This window comes from Streptomyces sp. NBC_01717 (genome assembly GCF_036248255.1).
GTDB lineage: Bacteria > Actinomycetota > Actinomycetes > Streptomycetales > Streptomycetaceae > Streptomyces.
The window spans coordinates 977,337-994,470 of the sequence record NZ_CP109178.1 but is presented as its reverse complement, the minus strand read 5'-3'; the positions used below and the strand labels follow the sequence as shown (position 1 = coordinate 994,470).

Sequence of the window (17,134 nt, the reverse complement as noted above, 5' to 3'; positions counted from 1 at the left end):
GGCATTAGGACAGAGGTGACGGGTGGCAGGGAGGAGTGGGCCGGGATGCAGATCGTTGTCGACCTCAATCGCTGCCAGGGGTATGCGCAGTGCGTCTTTCTCGCACCGCAGGTGTTCGAGCTGCATGGCGAGGAGGCCCTGATGTTCACGCCGACCGTGCCCGACGATCAGCATGAGCGCGTCCGCCGGGCTGCGGTGGCCTGTCCGGTACAGGCCATCCTCGTCGGCGAGCCGGCGGGCGTCGGCGCTCCGTGAGCGGCGTCGGCCGGATCGTCGTCGTCGGTGCGTCGCTGGCCGGTCTGCGCGCCGCCGAGACGTTGCGTGACGAAGGCTTCGCCGGATCGCTGACCCTTGTGGGGGAGGAACCCCACCCTCCTTACGACAGACCACCGCTGTCCAAGCAGGTGCTGCTCGGGCGGGTGCACGCGCATGACGTCGGGCTGCCGGGCCGCCGCGAGGTCGACGCGCGATGGAAGCTCGGTGTCCGTGCCGTCGGGGTCGACCCGATCAAGAAGCGGGTGATCCTCGCCGACGGCGAAGAGCTTCCCTTCGACCGGCTGCTGATCGCCACCGGGACCCGGGCCCGACCATGGGCGAACTCCGACGAAGCCCGTCTGGACGGCGTACTCACCCTGCGTACGAATGACGACGCGGCCCGCCTCGCCGAACTCCTCGACGCAGGACCGCGCCGGGTCCTGGTGATCGGCGCCGGATTCATCGGCTCGGAAATCGCGTCCGCCTGCCGGGAGCGCGGTCTCGACGTAACGGTCGCCGAACGCGGACCCTCGCCTCTCGTCGGCGCGCTCGGCGGGACACTCGGCAGTTATGCGGGGCGGCTGCAGCGTGCACACGGGGTCGACCTGCGCTGCGGCGTGACCGTCACCGCTCTGAAGGGCAGCAACGGCCGGCTCACCGGTGCCGAGTTCTCCGACGGCCGCCGGATCGACGCCGATGTCGCCGTGGTCGCGTTGGGAGCCATCCGCAACACCGAATGGCTTGACGGATCAGGCCTGGCCGCGGGCCCTCGAGGCGTCGCCTGCGACGCGGGGTGCCGCGCCTTCGACATGTACGGGATCGTCACCGACGATGTCTTCGTCGCCGGAGACGTGGCACGCTTCCCGCATCCCCTCTTCGAGTACCAGATGCTCTCCCTCGAACACTGGGGCAACGCGGTTGCGCAGGCCGAGGTGGCGGCCCACAACATGATCAGCCCGGGACCACGCAGGCGCCCGCACCTGTCGGTGCCCGCCTTCTGGTCCAGCCAGTTCGGCCTCAACATCAAGTCCGTGGGCGTACCGACCTTCTCCGATCAAGTTGTCATCGCCCAGGGCTCGTTGCGCGAGGGCCGGTTCGTTGCCGTCTACGGCTACCGGGGACGTGTCACCGCGGCGGTCAGTGTGAACCGCGCCAAGTGGCTGGAGCACTACCAGTACCTCATCGAGTCGGCGGCGCCGTTCCCACCCGCTCCCGGTGCCGCCGACCGGTCCGGTTCGCCCACGCCCGTCCCCTCCGACGTGCCGTCCCCTCAGCTGCTCTCGCACGGTCCGACCGTGGCTCTCACCGGTCATCTGCCGGACCGGCACCTGATTCTGGTGCGGGCCGAATCACCGTTCCTGGGCAGTGAGCAGGAGTGAGTCCTGGCTCAACGGCACGCCCCGAACGGTCTTGGGCGCACTGGTCCTCCGCTTTCGCGTCCCGGTCGGCGACGCATATCCCGTATGCGGTCCGTCCCGGGCGGGCGGGATCCCTACGACCTGGCCATATGGGTGTGGCCAGAGGCGACGGGGAGGCCCCGAACCATCTCGCTGGTGACACGGGGGCCCCGACTGCTGACGCCACACCCGGCGTCCCAGATCGCACCGAGAACGCTACACACACCCCGCCAGACACACCCACCGAATGTCACACCGTTCACTCAATCGTGCCCATGTTCACCAAAGCAGCTTGCATGCCCAGCAGTTGTGAACCCCCGACCGCCGCACATGCTCGATGAGGAGCCCCACGCATGCCCCCGGACACCCTCTTTGAACGCATCACCGACTACGCGAACCGTGCCGACCCGTATCCGCTCTACGCAGAACTCCGCGAGAACGGCGTGTCACGACAGGGCGACGGCAGCTACCTGGTGGGCACCTACCATGAGATCGCCGCGCTCCTCCACGACCCGCGGATCAGTTCGGACCTGCGTAACCGAACGGATCCGGACCCGCTGCTGGCCAGGTCGGACGACATGCCGCCGGCCTTCATCGGCGTCGACGACCCCGAACACGACCGGCTCCGCCGCATCGCCATGCGCCCTTTCGGCCCGCCGCACTCCCCAGGACGGATCGACGCCCTGCAGGGTGACATCACCCGGATCGCCGAGGAACTGATCCAGGCGTTCCGGGGCAAGGACCGGATCGACCTCGTCGACGACTTCGCCTACCCGCTGCCCGTCACCGTGATCTGCGGGCTCCTGGGCGTGCCCCAGGAAGATGTGCCCCGCGTCCGCGCCTGGACGAACACGATCATCGCCGGCTTCGACTTCAGTCACGGGGAGGACCCGGAGCAGCGTCGACAGTCGGCCATGGAGGCGCGGGACGCCATGGCGCACTATCTGGGCGACCTCGCCGAAGAGCGGCGTGGCCACCCGTCCGGCGACATGCTCTCCGCGCTGGCCAACGACGAAGGACCCGAAGGCCGTCTCACCCAGCCGGAACTGATGGCCACGGCTGTACTGCTGCTCATCGCCGGACACGAGACGACCGTCAACCTGATCACCAACGGCATGCTCACCCTCCTGCGACACCCCGACATCCTGGCGAAGTTGCGTGCCGCGCCCGAACTCATGCCGAGGACCGTGGAGGAACTGCTGCGCTACGAGCCCCCGGTCCAGTTCCTGCCGCAGCGCTCGCCGCTCACCGACATCGAGGTCGCGGGGGTCACCGTCCCGAAGGGCGCCTCCCTGATCCTTGTCCTCGCCTCCGGCAACCGGGACCCCCTGAGGTTCGACGACCCGGACCGTTTCGACCCGATGCGTGAGGACAATCAGCACTTCGGCTTCGGCAGTGGCATCCACAACTGCTTCGGTGCCCCGCTCGCCCGTGTCGAGGCGCAGATCGCACTCAGTGCGCTCGTGCGCAGCCTCGACGACCCCCGCCTGGTCGAGGACCCACCTCCGTACCGGCGCAGTCCCGTGCTGCGCGGTCCCCGTCATCTCATGATCCAGCATGCCGCAGGAGCGTAGGCGGAAGGTCGTCGTGGCTCCGGCGAAGCAGTGGTCTTGATCGTGGGCACGGGGTACCGGAAGCGCTCATGCCACCAGGGGGCGGTCGCTCGGGGCGACGGGGGCCGGCAGCTCTGTGGAGCCGCTCAGATAGCGGTCCGCTGCGGCCGCCGCGGACCGTCCCTCTGCGATGGCCCACACCACAAGGGACTGGCCACGTCCCGCGTCGCCGGCGATGAAGACCCCGTCCGTCCCGGTACGGACCGTCCGCTCGGGGCTCCGGGCCCGATCCGTCGTTTCGGCGGCGAAGTCGGCATCCCGGGCGAAGTTGCCCCGGTCGTCCAGCGTGAGCGCGAGCTGCTTCATCAGACCGGTGCCCCGTTCGGGACCGTAGAAGCCGAGTGCGAGCAGGACCAGATCCGCCGCGATCACGTGCTCGGTGTCCGGCCGCGGCCTTCTGTCCTCGGGTTCCACTTCCGCCAGGCGTATGCCGCGGACGTGGCCGTGCCGGTCCCCTTCGAGACGGAGGGTGGCGGAGGAGAAGATTCGCGGATCCGTACCCTCCCGTCCCCGGCCCTCTTCATGCGCATGGGAGATCCGGTAGACCTTCGGATACGTGGGCCAGGGCTCGGTCTCCCGCCGGACCTCGCCGGGCTCCGGATTGATGTCCAGCTGCACCACGGACGTCGCGCCCTGACGCAGGGCGGTGCCCAGACAGTCCGAGCCGGTGTCGCCGCCTCCGATGATCACCACGTGCTTGCCCTCGGCTGTGACGGGGGACGAGACGTAGTCGCCCTCCCTGACCCGGTTGGCGAAGGTCAGGTAGTCCATGGCCTGATGGATGCCGTGCAGCTCACGGCCAGGGACAGGCAGCTCCCGCTGTCCCCTGGCTCCGACGGCCACGACCACCGCGTCGTGACGTCTGGTGAGCTCGATGGCGTCGAGATCGCTGCCGACGTCCACGCCCGTGCGGAACTTCGTGCCCTCCGAGCGCATCTGCTCGATGCGGCGGTTCAAGTGCTGCTTCTCCATCTTGAACGCGGGTATGCCGTAGCGCAGCAGTCCGCCGACGCGGTCGGCGCGCTCGTAGACGGCGACGGTGTGACCGATACGGGTGAGTTGTTGTGCCGCCGCCAGTCCGGCCGGTCCGGAGCCGATGACGGCGACGGTCTTCCCGCTGAGCCGCTCGGGCGGTCGCGGTGGCGCGTATCCGCGCGCCCAGATCTCGTCGGCGATCGCCTGCTCGACGTTCTTGATCGTCACTGGATCGGCATTGATGGTGAGCACGCAGGCGTCCTCACATGGGGCCGGGCACAGCCGCCCGGTGAATTCCGGGAAGTTGTTCGTCGCGTGCAGTCGCTCGGCGGCGGCCCACCAGTCGTCCTTCGCCGCGTACGCGTTCCACTCGGGGATCAGATTCCCCAGCGGACAGCCGCTGTGACAGAACGGTATGCCGCAGTCCATGCAGCGCCCCGCCTGCTCGGACACGAGCGGAAGCCGTGCCTGCCCCGCATAGACCTCGTTCCAGTCGCCCAGCCGTTCGTCGACGGGGCGCGCCGGAACGGGCCGACGGGGAACTTTGAGGAAGCCGTGGGGGTCGGTCATGCCCCGCCTCCATCGCCCAATTGCGGTGTACCGGCGTTTTTGTCAGCGTACGCCTGGTTCATCCTTCTTTCATCGGGCTGTGGTACGGCTACTCGAAGCGTGTGGTGTCGCCTGCTCCTCGGCGTACGATCTCCGCTTCGCCGTCGGAGAAGTCGATGACCGTGGTCGGTTCGGTGCCGCAGTCTCCCGAGTCGACCACGGCGTCCACCACGTGGTCGAGCCGCTCCTTGATCTCCCAGCCCTGCGTCAACGGCTCGTCCTCGTCGGGAAGGAGCAGCGTGCTCGACAGCAGCGGCTCGCCGAGCTCGGCGACCAGGGCCTGAGCGACAGCATGGTCGGGAATGCGGACTCCGACCGTCTTCTTCTTGGGGTGCAGCAGCTGGCGCGGCACCTCCTTCGTCGCAGGCAGGATGAAGGTGTAGCTGCCGGGCGTGGCTGCCTTGATCGCGCGGAACACATCGTTGTCGATGTGCACGAACTGGCCCAGCTGCGCGAAGTCCTCGCACACGAGCGTGAAGTGGTGACGATCGTCGAGGTTCCGGATCGACCGGATGCGGCTGATGCCGTCACGGTTGCCCAGCTGGCATCCCAGGGCATAACAGGAGTCCGTCGGGTACGCGACGAGCGCACCGGAGCGGATGCTGTCGGCCACGCTGCTGATGGCGCGCCGCTGAGGATTCTCGGGGTGCACGTCAAAGTACTTTGCCATCCGCCGAGCCTATGTGATCCGGACAGCCGTGGTCAGGGACCGGACCGCAGTGGTGAGGCGGTCGGCCCCTCCGGTGCTTGCGCTTTCACGCTCCTGGTGAGCACCGACTGCTACCGTTGATGGCCTCCACCATCTTCACTTGCCCGTTCTTGCGGTTTGCCGGCTTCTCCGTCTGTCGGGAATTCCTCGATACGTGCCGCACATCGAGGAAGGCTTCCATGACGCGCTCAGCTCGCACGAACGCCCCGACGGGTGAATTCGCACTGCCGGATACGGTCACCCCGGCCCTCCCGGCGGCGGCGTCGTTCGCCGACCTGGACCTGCCGCTCGCCCTGCTGGAGACGCTCACCGGCCTCGGCGTGAACCACCCGTTCCCGATCCAGGCGGCGACGCTGCCGAACTCCCTCGCAGGCCGGGACGTCCTGGGCCGGGGGCGCACCGGATCGGGCAAGACTCTGGCTTTCGGCCTGGCGCTGCTCACGCGGATCGCGAGCCGGCGTGCGGAGCCGAAGCAGCCGCTCGGGTTGATCCTCGTCCCCACCAGGGAGCTGGCCCAGCAGGTCGGCGAGGCGCTCACACCGTACGCCCGGGCCCTGCAGCTGCGGATGGTCACAGTGGTCGGCGGCATATCGATCGGCAGGCAGGCCGGTGCGCTGCGGGCCGGGGCCGAGGTCGTCGTAGCGACCCCCGGACGCCTCCACGACCTCATCGAGCGCAAGGACTGCCGCCTGGACCGGGTGCGTATCACCGTGCTGGACGAGGCCGACCAGATGTGCGACCTGGGCTTTCTGCCCCAGGTCACCGAACTGCTCGATCAGGTGCGCCCCGGCGGGCAGCGCATGCTGTTCTCGGCGACCTTGGACCGTGATGTCGACCTGCTGGTCCGCCGCTACCTCCACGACCCGGTGGTCCACTCGGTCGACCCGTCGGCGGGGGCGGTCACGACGATGGAACACCATGTGCTGACCGTCCACGGCGCCGACAGGTACGCCGTCACGACCGAGATCGCGGCCCGCGACGGCCGGGTGCTCCTGTTCCTGGACACCAAGCATGCGGTCGACCAATTGACCAAGCACCTGCGGGCCAGCGGTGTCCGTGCGGCCGCGCTGCACAGCGGAAAGTCCCAGCCCCAGCGCACGCGCACCCTCGCCCAGTTCAAGAACGGTCAGGTCACCGCGCTGGTGGCCACCAACGTCGCCGCCCGGGGCCTGCACGTGGACGACCTCGACCTGGTGGTCAACGTCGACCCGCCCAGCGACCACAAGGACTATCTGCACCGTGCAGGGCGCACCGCCCGCGCCGGTGAGTCCGGCAGCGTCGTCACCCTGGTCCCTTCGAGCGGGCGCCGCGAAATGAGCAGGCTCATGGCTGATGCCGGCATCACGCCGAAGATCACCGCGGTGCGCTCGGGCGAGGCGGAACTGAGCCGGATCACGGGTGCCCGGACCCCCTCCGGCGTTCCCCTCGACGGCGGTCCTGCCGCCGCGCGCCCGAAGACCGGCAACGCTCCGTTCCGCGGCATGGGTACCCCCCGAGGCGAATCGGGGCGCACCGGTGGTGCATCCCGCCGGGGCGGTGACGCCCGCAAGATGGCCGAGGCCCGCAGGGCCGCACGGGTACGCCGCGGCTCCGAGTAGGCGCCTGGCGGTGGAGGTACAGGCCAGGCGCCTTTGTCGGGTCTGCAGGGGGCAGGTGAGCCCGGCTTCTGCGGGCAGTGCGACACGAGGAGATTCTTCGTCTGTCGGCGCTATGTGTGGCACATCTGCGCCGAGTGCGGTGGGCGGCCGTTGAACGCGCTACGTCGAGCGACGTGGGCCAACCGTCAGTTCCAGAGCCGGTATGTCACTTCTCTCGGCATCTGCGGCGGCTTGTGGCCGGTGTAGACGAGGCGCATCTCGGTGTAGTGCTGTTTCCCAGGATGCTTCTGCCATGGCTCCGGGCGGTCGAGCCTGACGGCCACCGGGTAGGAGTGGAACTTGCCTGCAGCACAGTAGGGCCGGCAGTCGTTCAGTACGTTGAGCCCGGTGCCGGTGGCGAACTTCGGTTTCCAGGCCGACCACCGGAGGGCGGTGAGGATGCTGTTGCCGTCCCCGCAGGCAATCAGGAACGTGTCTGGGCGTGCTTGAGGGTCCGAGAAGCAGTCGACGATCACGCTGTCGGGCGACTTCGGCTTCGTGGACGCCGATGCCGGTACGACTGCTGTTGCGAGGGATACCACGGCACAGATCAGGACCGCTGTCTTCAGTTTCAGTCTCTGCATATCCGCTCCCCAGCAGTCTCTCTCCGGGCCCATGAGGCCTCGCGTACGCCCGGCCCGCTCCGAGGTGCGGGCCGCGGGAACCGGAGCAGGCGCCTGACGGCGCTTCTGGCCTCTCCTCAACGGATGGTTCCGCTATCGACGCTACGGCCGAGCCCGGGGACGCACCACCCACACAGGTAACAACTTCGCAAAGTAGTAAATATGCACCCATTTGCCTGGTCTCCTGTCAGCCCCCCCTCGCTGAGAGGAATGGGCGCTCCTCAGCTGGACGAATCGTCGCATGCATGCCCTGGCACGGAACGGCGACGACCGTCACGCTGGACGCATGACCAACAACACCGACCAGGCCACCATGCGCGCGATCAGTCAGGACGCCTACGGAACCCCGGACGTACTCAGGGAAGTCGGGCTCCCGAAACCCGTCCCGGGCCCGAGCCAGGTCCTGGTCGCCGTCCGGGCGGCCGGCGTCAACCCCACCGACTGGAAGCACCGGGCGGACCGCCGGTTCCTCGACCGGCTTCCGCTCGTTCTCGGCTGGGACGTCGCCGGGGTGGTCGAGGCCGTCGGCTACGGGGTCACCCTCTTCAAGCCGGGCGACGAGGTCTTCGGCATGCTGCCTTACCCGTACGGCGTCGGCTCCCACGCCGAGTACGTGACCGCTCCCGCCCGCGCCCTTGTCCACAAACCGGCCGGCATCGATCACGTCCAGGCGGGCGCACTTCCGCTCGCCGCCCTCACCGCCTACCAGGCACTCGTCGACACCGCCGAAGTGCGGGCCGGGCAGCGCGTCCTCATCCACGCCGCGGCCGGCGGCGTAGGCCACCTAGCCGTGCAGATCGCCAAGTCCCTCGGCGCGTACGTGATCGGCACCGCGAGCGCGCCCAAGCACGACTTTGTACGCGAGCTCGGTGCGGACGAAGTCATCGACTACCGCACCGTCGACTTCGCCGATGCCGTTCAGGACATCGACATGGTCCTCGACCCCCTCTCCGGCGAGACCCGCGCCCGCTCCCTCGACGTACTCCGCCCCGGCGGCATCCTCGTCTCCCTCCTGAACGGCGGCTCGCCTCAGGAGGCGGCGAAGGCGGCCGAGTTGGGCATCCGCGTCGAGACACTCCTCGTCGAGTCCGACCACGCGGGCATGAAGGCGATCGCGGATCTCGTCGAGGTCGGCTCTCTCCGCGCCCACATCGAGGCCACCTTCCCCCTCGCGGATGCGGCCAAGGCCCACGCGCTGGGGGAGACCGGCCGAACGACCGGCAAGATCGTCCTGGTCGTGGAGTAACGCCGGGGGCCGACCCGGTGATGCCGGGCTCGACCGCGCTCGCTCTGTCCTTCAGGAGGCAGCGTGCCGGTCCTGCTCGGTGTTCAGCCAGAGCCGGACGAGGTCACGGCGGCGCTCCGGCTCCGGGTGGTCCACGTACTCGGTGCGGCTGTGCAGGGTCACGTGGTTGTTCAGGAACTGCATGTCGCCCGCGCGCAGGTCCATGGCGAGCATGAAGCGGCGATCGTTGTTGAGGCGGTCGAGCAGCTCCATCGCCTCCAGTTGCGCAGGGGTGAACGGTGGCACGTGGGCGCCGCGCAGCGCCGAACGCATGTAGTCGGGGCCGTAGGACGTGGACAGGGCCCCCGCACTGTCCACGGTGTAGACGGGGCTCTCGTAGAAGCTGTCGGGGCCGTCCCCGGAGCGCCGGTCGCGCCACCACGGCCGGTACAGCACCTCCGCCAGGTCGGGGCGGGTGCGTACGACCTCGTTGTGCACCGCGACCGAGCTGACGATGCAGCTGAGCCCGCCGGACTTCGCCGGACGGATGCACAGCAGCGCGACGACGTCGTTCGGGTCGGCGTGGTAGCCGAGCCGCCCGCTGTGCTGGTAGCTGTAACTCGTCGAGTCCGACGGAGCCACGCCCAGGTCGCGCACGTGTTGCAAGTGCTTGCCGGCACCCTGTGGGACGGTGCGGCCGACGTGTCGGCCCACTCCCAGGGCGAGGATCTCGCATTGCCGCTCGCTCAGATCGGCGACGGGCGTGTCCTGCAGCAGCACGAAACCGCGGCCGTCCATCAGCTCCTCGACGAGGCGGTGGAGCAGGGGGCCGAGTGTCGGCAACGGAAAGTCCTCGCGTGAGAAGTCGGCGAGGCCGAGGCCGGCCGATTCCACGGCGCCGACTGCGGCGCGCAGTTCGGCCTGATGGACGGCGCTGAGCTCGACCCGCCAGTCGTCGCTGTCGACGACCTCGGCGCCACACCAGCTGCCCGCTCCGCGCACTTCCCCGACCGCTGTCATGCCGTCCCCGATCCCGAGCCGGGTACCCTCGCGGGCACTCTCCTCGACGCGAGCTTCCTTGTCGGCAACGATCGTGAACGGCTCGGAGTGCCCTGACGGCTCAGGTAGGCACCGGCGTCCGCCAGGAGGTTGACGAGAGTTCCGACGCCCGAACGCGAAGGGGCGGTCACCGGAAGATCCGGCGACCGCCTCCGACGCGCGGCGGATGTTATTCGCAGGTGCCCGCGAAGGTGGCTCGGGTCACCACGTCGGTGTCGGCCGCGGTGGTGTCCAGCCAGGCCACGCGCTGGCCGTCACCGAGGGACGGGGCCAGCTGGGCGCCGGACGAGCAGGAGGCGCGGCTGAAGGCGCCGGTCCCTGCGACCACGTCGGCGGTACCGGCGACCTGGACCTTGATCTTGGCCGGCCCGTTCCAGGCGCCGAGGCCGCTCCAGGCGTCGTACGTCGAGTACGCGAAGTAGTCGTCGGTGACGGAGAACTGGGCGAGGTAGGTCCCCGTCGGGAGGCGCAGCTTCGCCCCCTTGGTCAGGTCGTTCAGCGGCGCGGACATGAAACTGGTGGAGCCGAACAGGCTGCTGTTCTCCCTCCAGAAGATGCGGTCGGCGGTGAGCTGGATGTCGCCGACGGAGTTGAAGATGAAGCCACCGATCCGCTTGCTCTGGGTGGTGCCCGTGGCGATGTCGTAGAGCGTGACGTAGCTGTGGTCGGCGCCGCCGGCCCAGGCGATGCGGCCGTGCTTCATCGCCAGTCGGCCGGCCCTGGTGCCGGGCTCGGGTGTCACGTTGACGGTGGTGCCGTCGGCCCTGCGGAGCATGACGTCCTGCTCGCCGTCGGGGGTGGTGCGGATCCAGGCGAGGGCGCCGTGGTCGGTGACCGGCTCGGTCTCGTCGGCGTTGGGATCGTCGACCAGCCTCTTGATCGCGCCCTGACCCTTGTTCCCCGCGGTGTAGACGCCGATGCCTTCGGCGGAGATCCGGGTGAAGACGATGCGGTTGTCGTCGAGGGACGGGTCGAGCAGGTAGGCGTCGTCCTGGGCGAGCTCGTGCTTCGAGTTGCCGTGCTGCTTGCTGAAGCGGCCGACGGTGATACCGAAGGCGGCGCCGCCCTGGCCCCAGGCGACGGCGTCGCCGTGGCCGATGGCGTAGACGTCGCCGTTGATCTGCGCGGCCTGCTCGTCGACGGAGCCGCCGTACACCTCGTAGGCGGGCAGCACATGGGCGCCGATGGTGGTGCCGTCGTGCGTGCCGGCCTTCTGCTCCCAGCAGTCCACGATGCCGTGGGCGTCGAAGGCCTTGCCGATGGTGGCCAGGTCGGCCTTGGAGACCTTCAGGGACTTGGCGGCGAGGGTCATCGCGTTGCGCATGTCGGTGAAGCCGGACAGCGGCGTGAGGTAGTTCTGCGCGGCCCGGTAGACGATCTGGTCCGCGAGCTTCGGGGCGAGGCTCTTGCGGATGTCCCACATGGCCCCGCCGACGATCGTGGAGTTGGCGTGCACGCCCCCGTTGTCGAAGTCGAGCGTCATGGGGTCGTAGTCGGTCTGCGCGTTGCGGCCGTCGTTGAGATCGCGCAGGGCGCACTCGGCCAACGGCTTGGTGCCGTTGCACAGGTACTCGCCGATGAGACCGGAGGTGGGGTCGCTCATGGGAATGCCCTTGTCGGCGGTCTCCATGGCATTGCCCATGTAGTCGGATATCGCCTCGTTCAGGGCGCCCGACTGGTTCAGGTAGACGAGCCCGGCGGAGTGCTCGGTGACGCCGTGGGTCATCTCGTGGCCGACCACGTCCAGGCCCACGGACAGGGGAACCCCGTTCATATGGCCGTACACCATCTTGGTGCCGTCCCAGAAGGCGTTGGCGTAGTCCTTGCCGTTGCTGGCGACGTTGACGACCGAGTAGATCGTGCCGCCCTTGCCGTCGACGCCGTCGCGGCCGATCTCGTTCTTGTAGAACTCATAGACCTTGGCGGCGTTCAGGTGTGCGTCGACCGCGCCGGACGAGGTGTTGGTGCCGTCGAACCGGTCGCTCGCTGAGGTCGCCAGGGGAATGTCCTCGGTGACCGGGCCGTTCGCCACGAGCGTGTAGCTCTTGCGCTGGGCGTCGTAGGTGCGTATCTGGCCGCCGGTCCGCGCGTACATGTCCCGGGTGGAGTCGACGAGTGTGTACGACCCGCCCGTCTCCTTGTTGATGTCCAGCGCCGCGTCGGAGCCGTCCACGCGCACGCCCGTGCCCTTGGCCGGCGTGGCGTCCGCGGCGTCGATGTTGTTGTAAGAGAGGGCGATGCCACCGATGTTCGCGTCGACGTACACCTCCTGGCGCACCGGGCTGCCGTTGGTTTCGGCGCCCGTGACGGTGAAGTGCCAGGCCAGCTTGCCGCCTCGGGCGTCCGGCAGGACGACGAGCCCGTGGCCCTCGGTCTTGGCACCCTTGACCCGCGACAGCTTCCCGTCGAGGGAGAACATCCGCTTCTCGGCTGCGGCCTCGGCGACGCTCGGCGTGGTGGAGACCGACAGGTCTGTGTACAGGGTGCCCGTGGCGGAGGTGACGTTCTGACCGCCGTCCGCCGCCTCCGTCTGCACGGCGTATTCGGCGCCGAAGACCGGCACTCCGTCGTGCTTCTGCTGGAAGCGGACGGACGACTGCTTGCCGTCCTTGCTCGTGCTCACGGTCTCAAGATCCGCGACCGGAACCTTGTACGTGTCCTGATGGGCCTTCAGGTGCGCCCGTGCGGCCTGCGCCGGAGTGCCCTCGCGGACCGTGTCGTCGAGACGCTGAGTCATGGCGGGCGCGACGGGCACCCTGTCGCCGGCCACGGTCGTGGCCGGCGGCGCTTCCTCCTCGGCCCAGGCCGGTGACGTCAGCAACGTCGAGCCGGTGGCCGCGGCCACCACTGCGGCGGCCAGGACACGGCGGAGCCGTCTTTGTCGTGTCGGAAACACGTGAACCCTCCCCTATCGCACAGATGCATGAACTCGCCCACCTGCGTGAGGTATGAGGGCCCCATGCGGTCGGTGCCTAGATGGTTCGGCACGCTCCGTGGGGTGTACAAGGGATGTTCCTGGCGTGAACACGCCGAGGCGTAAATACGCCTCGGACGGCGATGTTTTCACTCCGGTTCGAGACGTTTTAAGCGTCCGCCCCGTCCAGCCAACCGCTGCGCGCCGCACGCCAGCCGAGCTGGAAGCGGGTGGCCGCCCCCACCTCGACCATGAGGGACTGCAGGCGTCGCTGGACGGTGCGGTGCCCCATGCCGAGCTGACGGGCGATGGCGGCGTCGGTGAGTCCCACGTAAAGCAGAGAGACGATCTGGCGGTCCACGGCCTCGAGTTCGGCTCCGTCGGTGCGCTCGGTCGTCGAGTCCGTCTCGGAGGGAAGCAAGCGCCAACCCCTCTCGAAATGCGCTTCGAAGAGCGAACTGAGCGCGGTGAGAAGTCCGGTACCGTGTACGGCCAGCGCGACCGGATCGACGTCGTCGCGCTCCGGGGCCAGCGGCAGCAGGGCCATCCGGCGGTCGACAATGATCAACTTGATGGGAAGTTCATCCACTACGGAGATGCGCTGCCCCTGAGCGGCATAGGCGGCTGCGGTCGCCGCCATTTCGGGACGCTCGAGCCAGTCGCGCTCGATGACGCTCCGGAGGGCGATCCCACGCCGCATCAGCACGTCTTCGATCGCGTCGTGGTTGTCCTCGACGGTGATCACGGATTGGACCTCATGCATCGGCATCATGGTGCATACCTCGATGGTGGCCTGATCCTGCATCAGCAGGAGTCTGCGCCGGATCGCGGCCGCCCCCGACAGCACCTCGACCGGGGCTCCCGACGCGTGGGCCTGCGCGGAGCGGTGCCGTTCGGCCAGAGTCGTCACGAGCGACTCGACACGGCGCAGGGACGCCCGGCGGGATTCCAGCAGCGGGCCGAGAGCGAGCACGGGGGAGGCGGCCCGATAGTGGATGACGGCGTCGCCGGCGGGCCGGGCGCTGGCGAGACCGCGTTCCACCAGCACATCGAGGGCGCGCGCGACATCTTCGGCGCACCCCGTCGACTCGCCCGCGAGCGTGGCGGGCTCACTGTCGGGCCGGTCGACGAGGAGCCGGTAGACGGCGTCCTCCAACGGCTCCAGACCGAGGAACGTGAGCAGGGATGCCTCCGCCGCATCCGGCACGACGGGGGATCCGCCGGACGGGCGAGGGCCGTCGGCGCTCAGTGCCGTCCCTCGACGCAGTCGCGCAGGACACCTGACCCCGGCAGCGGACATGCGCCTCGACATCGGAGTGTTCTGGTCCCTGCCGCACCGTCGGCCACTGTCCCCGCCCCTTGCCGTCGTACCGTCGTCGCCCAGATGATCACATGATCCGGCTGGATTCGTGCGCGATACGACGGCATCCGGGACGGCCGGAAGGCGATCCGGCGGCCCGCGCACGGCGACCCGGCCGAGTGGACTCGCGAGCTCGTGCCGTACTGCACCCAGCCGAGCGTTGTCGCGCCGCTGTGCGGTGGCACGATGACGGCGGCGAAAGTCGGAGCGTCTGCGCGACCGGCGTGCCGAGCCGACCCGGCTGAGGGAGCATGCTGCTGGGGTCGGAAGACGAGCGATGATGTGACCGGCCGGCCGATCGCCCGCATTGTCTTCCGGGTGATCTTCCGCCCGCGGACGGGTGTCGGAAACCGCGGCCGCCAAGCCGGTGCACAGGCTGTTCGACCAGGATGAGTCGGTTCTCGACGGTGGCCGGAGCCGATCCGCGTCAGAAAGGAAATCTCCATGGATGAGCAAGGTGAGCGTTTCGACGTCGTCGTACTCGGAGCAGGCCCAGGCGGATATGTCGCCGCCATTCGAGCAGCCCAGCTGGGCAAGCGCGTCGCCGTTGTCGAGGCCAAGTACTGGGGCGGCGTCTGCCTGAACGTCGGTTGCATCCCCACCAAGGCCTTGCTGCGCAACGCCGAGCTGGCGCACATCGTCACACGTGAGGCCAAGACCTTCGGCATCAAGGTCGAAGGGCAGGTCTCCTTCGACTACGGTGAGGCGTTCCGGCGCAGCCGCCGTGTCGCGGACGGCCGGGTCAAGGGTGTCCACTACCTGATGAAGAAGAACGGGATCACGGAGATCAGCGGCCGTGGCACGTTCGTGGACGCGCACACGCTCGACGTGGCCCTCTTCGACGGCTCGACCCGGAGGATCGGGTTCGACCACTGCATCATCGCCGCCGGAGCGACTCCGAAGCTGCTGCCCGGGACCCGCCGCACCTCACGCGTGGTGACGTACGAGGAGCAGATCCTTGCGGAGGACCTGCCGCAGTCCATCGTGATCGCGGGCGCCGGGGCCATCGGTGTCGAGTTCGCGTATGTCCTGCACAACTACGGCGTGAAGGTCACCGTCGTTGAATTCCTGGACCGGATCGCGCCGCTGGAGGACGTGGACGTCTCCGCCGAACTGGCGCGCCAATACAGGAAGTTGGGCATCGACGTGCTCACCTCCACCCGCGTCGACTCGATCGACGAGTCCGGCCCGCAGGTCCGCGTCACGGTCATCGGCAAGGACGGCGCACCGCAGGTCCTGGAGGCCGACAAGGTTCTGCAGGCGATCGGCTTCGCACCGAACGTCACCGACTACGGCCTGGAGAGCACCGGCGTACGCGTCACCGAGCGCGGGGCGATCGACATCGACGGCCGCTGCCGCACATCCGTACCGCACATCTACGCGATCGGCGACGTCACCGCGAAGCTGATGCTCGCGCACGCCGCCGAGGCGATGGGCGTGGTCGCGGCGGAGACCATCGCGGGAGCCGAGACCATGGAGCTCGACTACCCGATGATCCCGCGCGCCACGTACTGCCAGCCGCAGGTTGCGAGCTTCGGCTGGACGGAGGCGCAGGCACGTGAGAAGGGGTTCGACGTCAAGGTCGCCAAGTTCCCTTTCACCGCGAACGGCAAGGCACACGGACTGGGCGACACGACCGGCTTCGTGAAGCTGATCAGCGATGCGAAGTACGGGGAGATCATCGGCGCCCACCTGGTCGGCCCGGACGTCACCGAACTGCTGCCGGAGCTCACCTTGGCCCAGCAGTGGGACCTGACGGTCCACGAGGTGGCGCGCAACGTCCACGCGCACCCGACGCTGGGCGAAGCGGTCAAGGAGGCCGTGCACGGGCTCGCCGGGCACATGATCAACATGTGAGAAGGCGGCGCCACACGCTGCGCCCGGACTCCGTCGGCTCCGTCCCCAGGGGCCGGGAAAGACCCTGAATCCGTCCCGGGCGGCGCCCCGCCCGGCGGTGGCTGCCGTATGCCCGCCTCCTGCGACCTGCCGCTCGGGCGCGGCAACCGTATCGCCGAACGTGGCGCGGCCCACAACGCTTCCGGCGCCGCAGGAGCGGCTCCGGGATCAGAGCCCGAGGTCGCTGAGACCGGGGTGGTCGTCGGGGCGGCGACCGAGCGGCCAGTGGTACTTGCGGTCCGCTTCCTTGATCGGCAGGTCATTGATGCAGGCGTGCCGTACGGCCATCAGCCCGTTCTCATCGAATTCCCAGTTCTCGTTGCCGTACGAGCGGTACCAGTTGCCGGAGTCGTCGTGCGACTCGTACGCGAACCGCACCGCGATCCGGTTGCCGTCGAACGCCCACAGTTCCTTGATGAGCCGGTAGTCGAGCTCGCGGGCCCACTTGCGCCTCAGGAACTCGACGATCTCGTCGCGTCCCGTCACGAACTCCGCCCGGTTGCGCCAACGCGAGTCCTCCGTGTAGGCCAGGGCGACCTTCTCGGGGTCACGCGTGTTCCAGCCGTCCTCTCCCTGGCGGACCTTCTCGATTGCGGTCTCCCGCGTGAACGGCGGGACGGGCGGGCGTGCGGTCATGACTGCTCCTTCAGGACTGGTCGCTCTGACTTCGACGCTAGGGCTGCCTCTACCCGCCTGCCAGTCGACCGCACCCGCATCGCATGGCGATTCGCGGCACCCACGTCGTGTCGGCCGACCTTGCCGGGGCCCTGCCGGGGGAGTCATGGTGATCTGGGTGAATTCGCTACCGATACAGCACTGCGTCTCGCTGACGCGCTGAGGCCGGATCCGGGCTCGTCGTCGC

13 protein-coding genes are annotated in these 17,134 nt (G+C 68.8%); 6 read left to right on the top strand and 7 right to left on the bottom strand.

Annotation, left to right across the window (positions count from 1 at the left end; genetic code table 11):
• The first annotated feature begins 45 nt into the window (after positions 1–45).
• The 3 genes from OHB49_RS04760 to OHB49_RS04750 all read left to right on the top strand — a co-directional run bounded on the left by OHB49_RS04760 (position 46) and on the right by OHB49_RS04750 (position 3,226).
• Positions 46–255, top strand: a complete 210-nt coding sequence (locus tag OHB49_RS04760) for a ferredoxin (protein ID WP_030976104.1) — start codon at positions 46–48, stop codon at positions 253–255.
• Positions 252–1,634: an NAD(P)/FAD-dependent oxidoreductase gene (locus tag OHB49_RS04755; protein WP_329158175.1), complete on the top strand. Its 1,383-nt coding sequence runs from the start codon at positions 252–254 to the stop codon at positions 1,632–1,634. Before OHB49_RS04760 ends, OHB49_RS04755 begins: the two co-directional genes overlap by 4 nt.
• 371 nt (positions 1,635–2,005) lie before the next feature.
• On the top strand, positions 2,006–3,226 hold the full coding sequence (locus tag OHB49_RS04750; RefSeq protein ID WP_329158172.1) for a cytochrome P450: 1,221 nt from the start codon (positions 2,006–2,008) through the stop codon (positions 3,224–3,226).
• A gap of 66 nt (positions 3,227–3,292) precedes the next feature.
• On the opposite strand, the gene OHB49_RS04745 is transcribed toward OHB49_RS04750, so the two are convergent.
• Together OHB49_RS04745 and OHB49_RS04740 are read right to left on the bottom strand one after the other, a co-directional pair.
• The gene (locus OHB49_RS04745) at positions 3,293–4,810 is read right to left on the bottom strand and encodes a glutamate synthase subunit beta (RefSeq protein WP_329158170.1); all 1,518 of its coding nucleotides are present in this window, start codon (positions 4,808–4,810) and stop codon (positions 3,293–3,295) included.
• Between the two features lie 88 nt (positions 4,811–4,898).
• Complete coding sequence (locus OHB49_RS04740) at positions 4,899–5,519, bottom strand: L-threonylcarbamoyladenylate synthase (RefSeq protein WP_030976111.1); 621 nt, start codon at positions 5,517–5,519, stop codon at positions 4,899–4,901.
• 218 nt (positions 5,520–5,737) lie between these two features.
• Between OHB49_RS04740 and OHB49_RS04735 the strand changes: the two genes are divergently transcribed.
• On the top strand, positions 5,738–7,156 hold the full coding sequence (locus tag OHB49_RS04735; protein WP_329158167.1) for a DEAD/DEAH box helicase: 1,419 nt from the start codon (positions 5,738–5,740) through the stop codon (positions 7,154–7,156).
• A gap of 185 nt (positions 7,157–7,341) precedes the next feature.
• Here OHB49_RS04735 and OHB49_RS04730 read toward each other — a convergent pair whose 3' ends face one another.
• On the bottom strand, positions 7,342–7,779 hold the full coding sequence (locus OHB49_RS04730) for a hypothetical protein (protein WP_329158165.1): 438 nt from the start codon (positions 7,777–7,779) through the stop codon (positions 7,342–7,344).
• Between the two features lie 352 nt (positions 7,780–8,131).
• Here OHB49_RS04730 and OHB49_RS04725 point away from each other — a divergent pair, with 352 nt between their 5' ends.
• On the top strand, positions 8,132–9,064 hold the full coding sequence (locus OHB49_RS04725; RefSeq protein ID WP_329166363.1) for an NADP-dependent oxidoreductase: 933 nt from the start codon (positions 8,132–8,134) through the stop codon (positions 9,062–9,064).
• Positions 9,065–9,115: 51 nt separating this feature from the next.
• On the opposite strand, the gene OHB49_RS04720 is transcribed toward OHB49_RS04725, so the two are convergent.
• The 3 genes from OHB49_RS04720 to OHB49_RS04710 form a co-directional block, all read right to left on the bottom strand.
• Positions 9,116–10,063: a TauD/TfdA family dioxygenase gene (locus OHB49_RS04720; RefSeq protein WP_329158162.1), complete on the bottom strand. Its 948-nt coding sequence runs from the start codon at positions 10,061–10,063 to the stop codon at positions 9,116–9,118.
• A gap of 208 nt (positions 10,064–10,271) precedes the next feature.
• A complete protein-coding gene (locus OHB49_RS04715) occupies positions 10,272–12,998 on the bottom strand; it encodes a M4 family metallopeptidase (RefSeq protein ID WP_329158160.1) in 2,727 nt (908 codons plus the stop codon).
• A gap of 187 nt (positions 12,999–13,185) precedes the next feature.
• Positions 13,186–14,223 carry a hypothetical protein gene (locus tag OHB49_RS04710; protein WP_329158158.1) on the bottom strand — a complete coding sequence of 346 codons (1,038 nt, stop codon included), beginning with the start codon at positions 14,221–14,223 and terminating at the stop codon, positions 13,186–13,188.
• A 597-nt stretch (positions 14,224–14,820) separates the two neighbouring features.
• Here OHB49_RS04710 and lpdA point away from each other — a divergent pair.
• Entirely contained in the window at positions 14,821–16,233 is a 1,413-nt protein-coding gene (gene lpdA, locus OHB49_RS04705) for a dihydrolipoyl dehydrogenase (RefSeq protein ID WP_329158156.1), read from the top strand.
• Positions 16,234–16,440: 207 nt separating this feature from the next.
• On the opposite strand, the gene OHB49_RS04700 is transcribed toward lpdA, so the two are convergent.
• On the bottom strand, positions 16,441–16,908 hold the full coding sequence (locus tag OHB49_RS04700) for a nuclear transport factor 2 family protein (RefSeq protein ID WP_329158154.1): 468 nt from the start codon (positions 16,906–16,908) through the stop codon (positions 16,441–16,443).
• Between the last annotated feature and the right edge of the window lie 226 nt (positions 16,909–17,134).

What these genes read in the sequence shown, in the direction of transcription:
- OHB49_RS04760 (WP_030976104.1), top strand. Translation starts at nt 46, where the DNA reads ATGCAGATCGTTGTCGACCTCAATCGCTGCCAGGGGTATGCGCAGTGC.
- OHB49_RS04750 (WP_329158172.1), top strand. Translation starts at nt 2,006, where the DNA reads ATGCCCCCGGACACCCTCTTTGAACGCATCACCGACTACGCGAACCGT.
- OHB49_RS04745 (WP_329158170.1), bottom strand. Translation starts at nt 4,810, where the DNA reads ATGACCGACCCCCACGGCTTCCTCAAAGTTCCCCGTCGGCCCGTTCCG.
- OHB49_RS04740 (WP_030976111.1), bottom strand. Translation starts at nt 5,519, where the DNA reads ATGGCAAAGTACTTTGACGTGCACCCCGAGAATCCTCAGCGGCGCGCC.
- OHB49_RS04735 (WP_329158167.1), top strand. Translation starts at nt 5,738, where the DNA reads ATGACGCGCTCAGCTCGCACGAACGCCCCGACGGGTGAATTCGCACTG.
- OHB49_RS04730 (WP_329158165.1), bottom strand. Translation starts at nt 7,779, where the DNA reads ATGCAGAGACTGAAACTGAAGACAGCGGTCCTGATCTGTGCCGTGGTA.
- OHB49_RS04725 (WP_329166363.1), top strand. Translation starts at nt 8,132, where the DNA reads ATGCGCGCGATCAGTCAGGACGCCTACGGAACCCCGGACGTACTCAGG.
- OHB49_RS04720 (WP_329158162.1), bottom strand. Translation starts at nt 10,063, where the DNA reads ATGACAGCGGTCGGGGAAGTGCGCGGAGCGGGCAGCTGGTGTGGCGCC.
- lpdA (WP_329158156.1), top strand. Translation starts at nt 14,821, where the DNA reads ATGGATGAGCAAGGTGAGCGTTTCGACGTCGTCGTACTCGGAGCAGGC.
- OHB49_RS04700 (WP_329158154.1), bottom strand. Translation starts at nt 16,908, where the DNA reads ATGACCGCACGCCCGCCCGTCCCGCCGTTCACGCGGGAGACCGCAATC.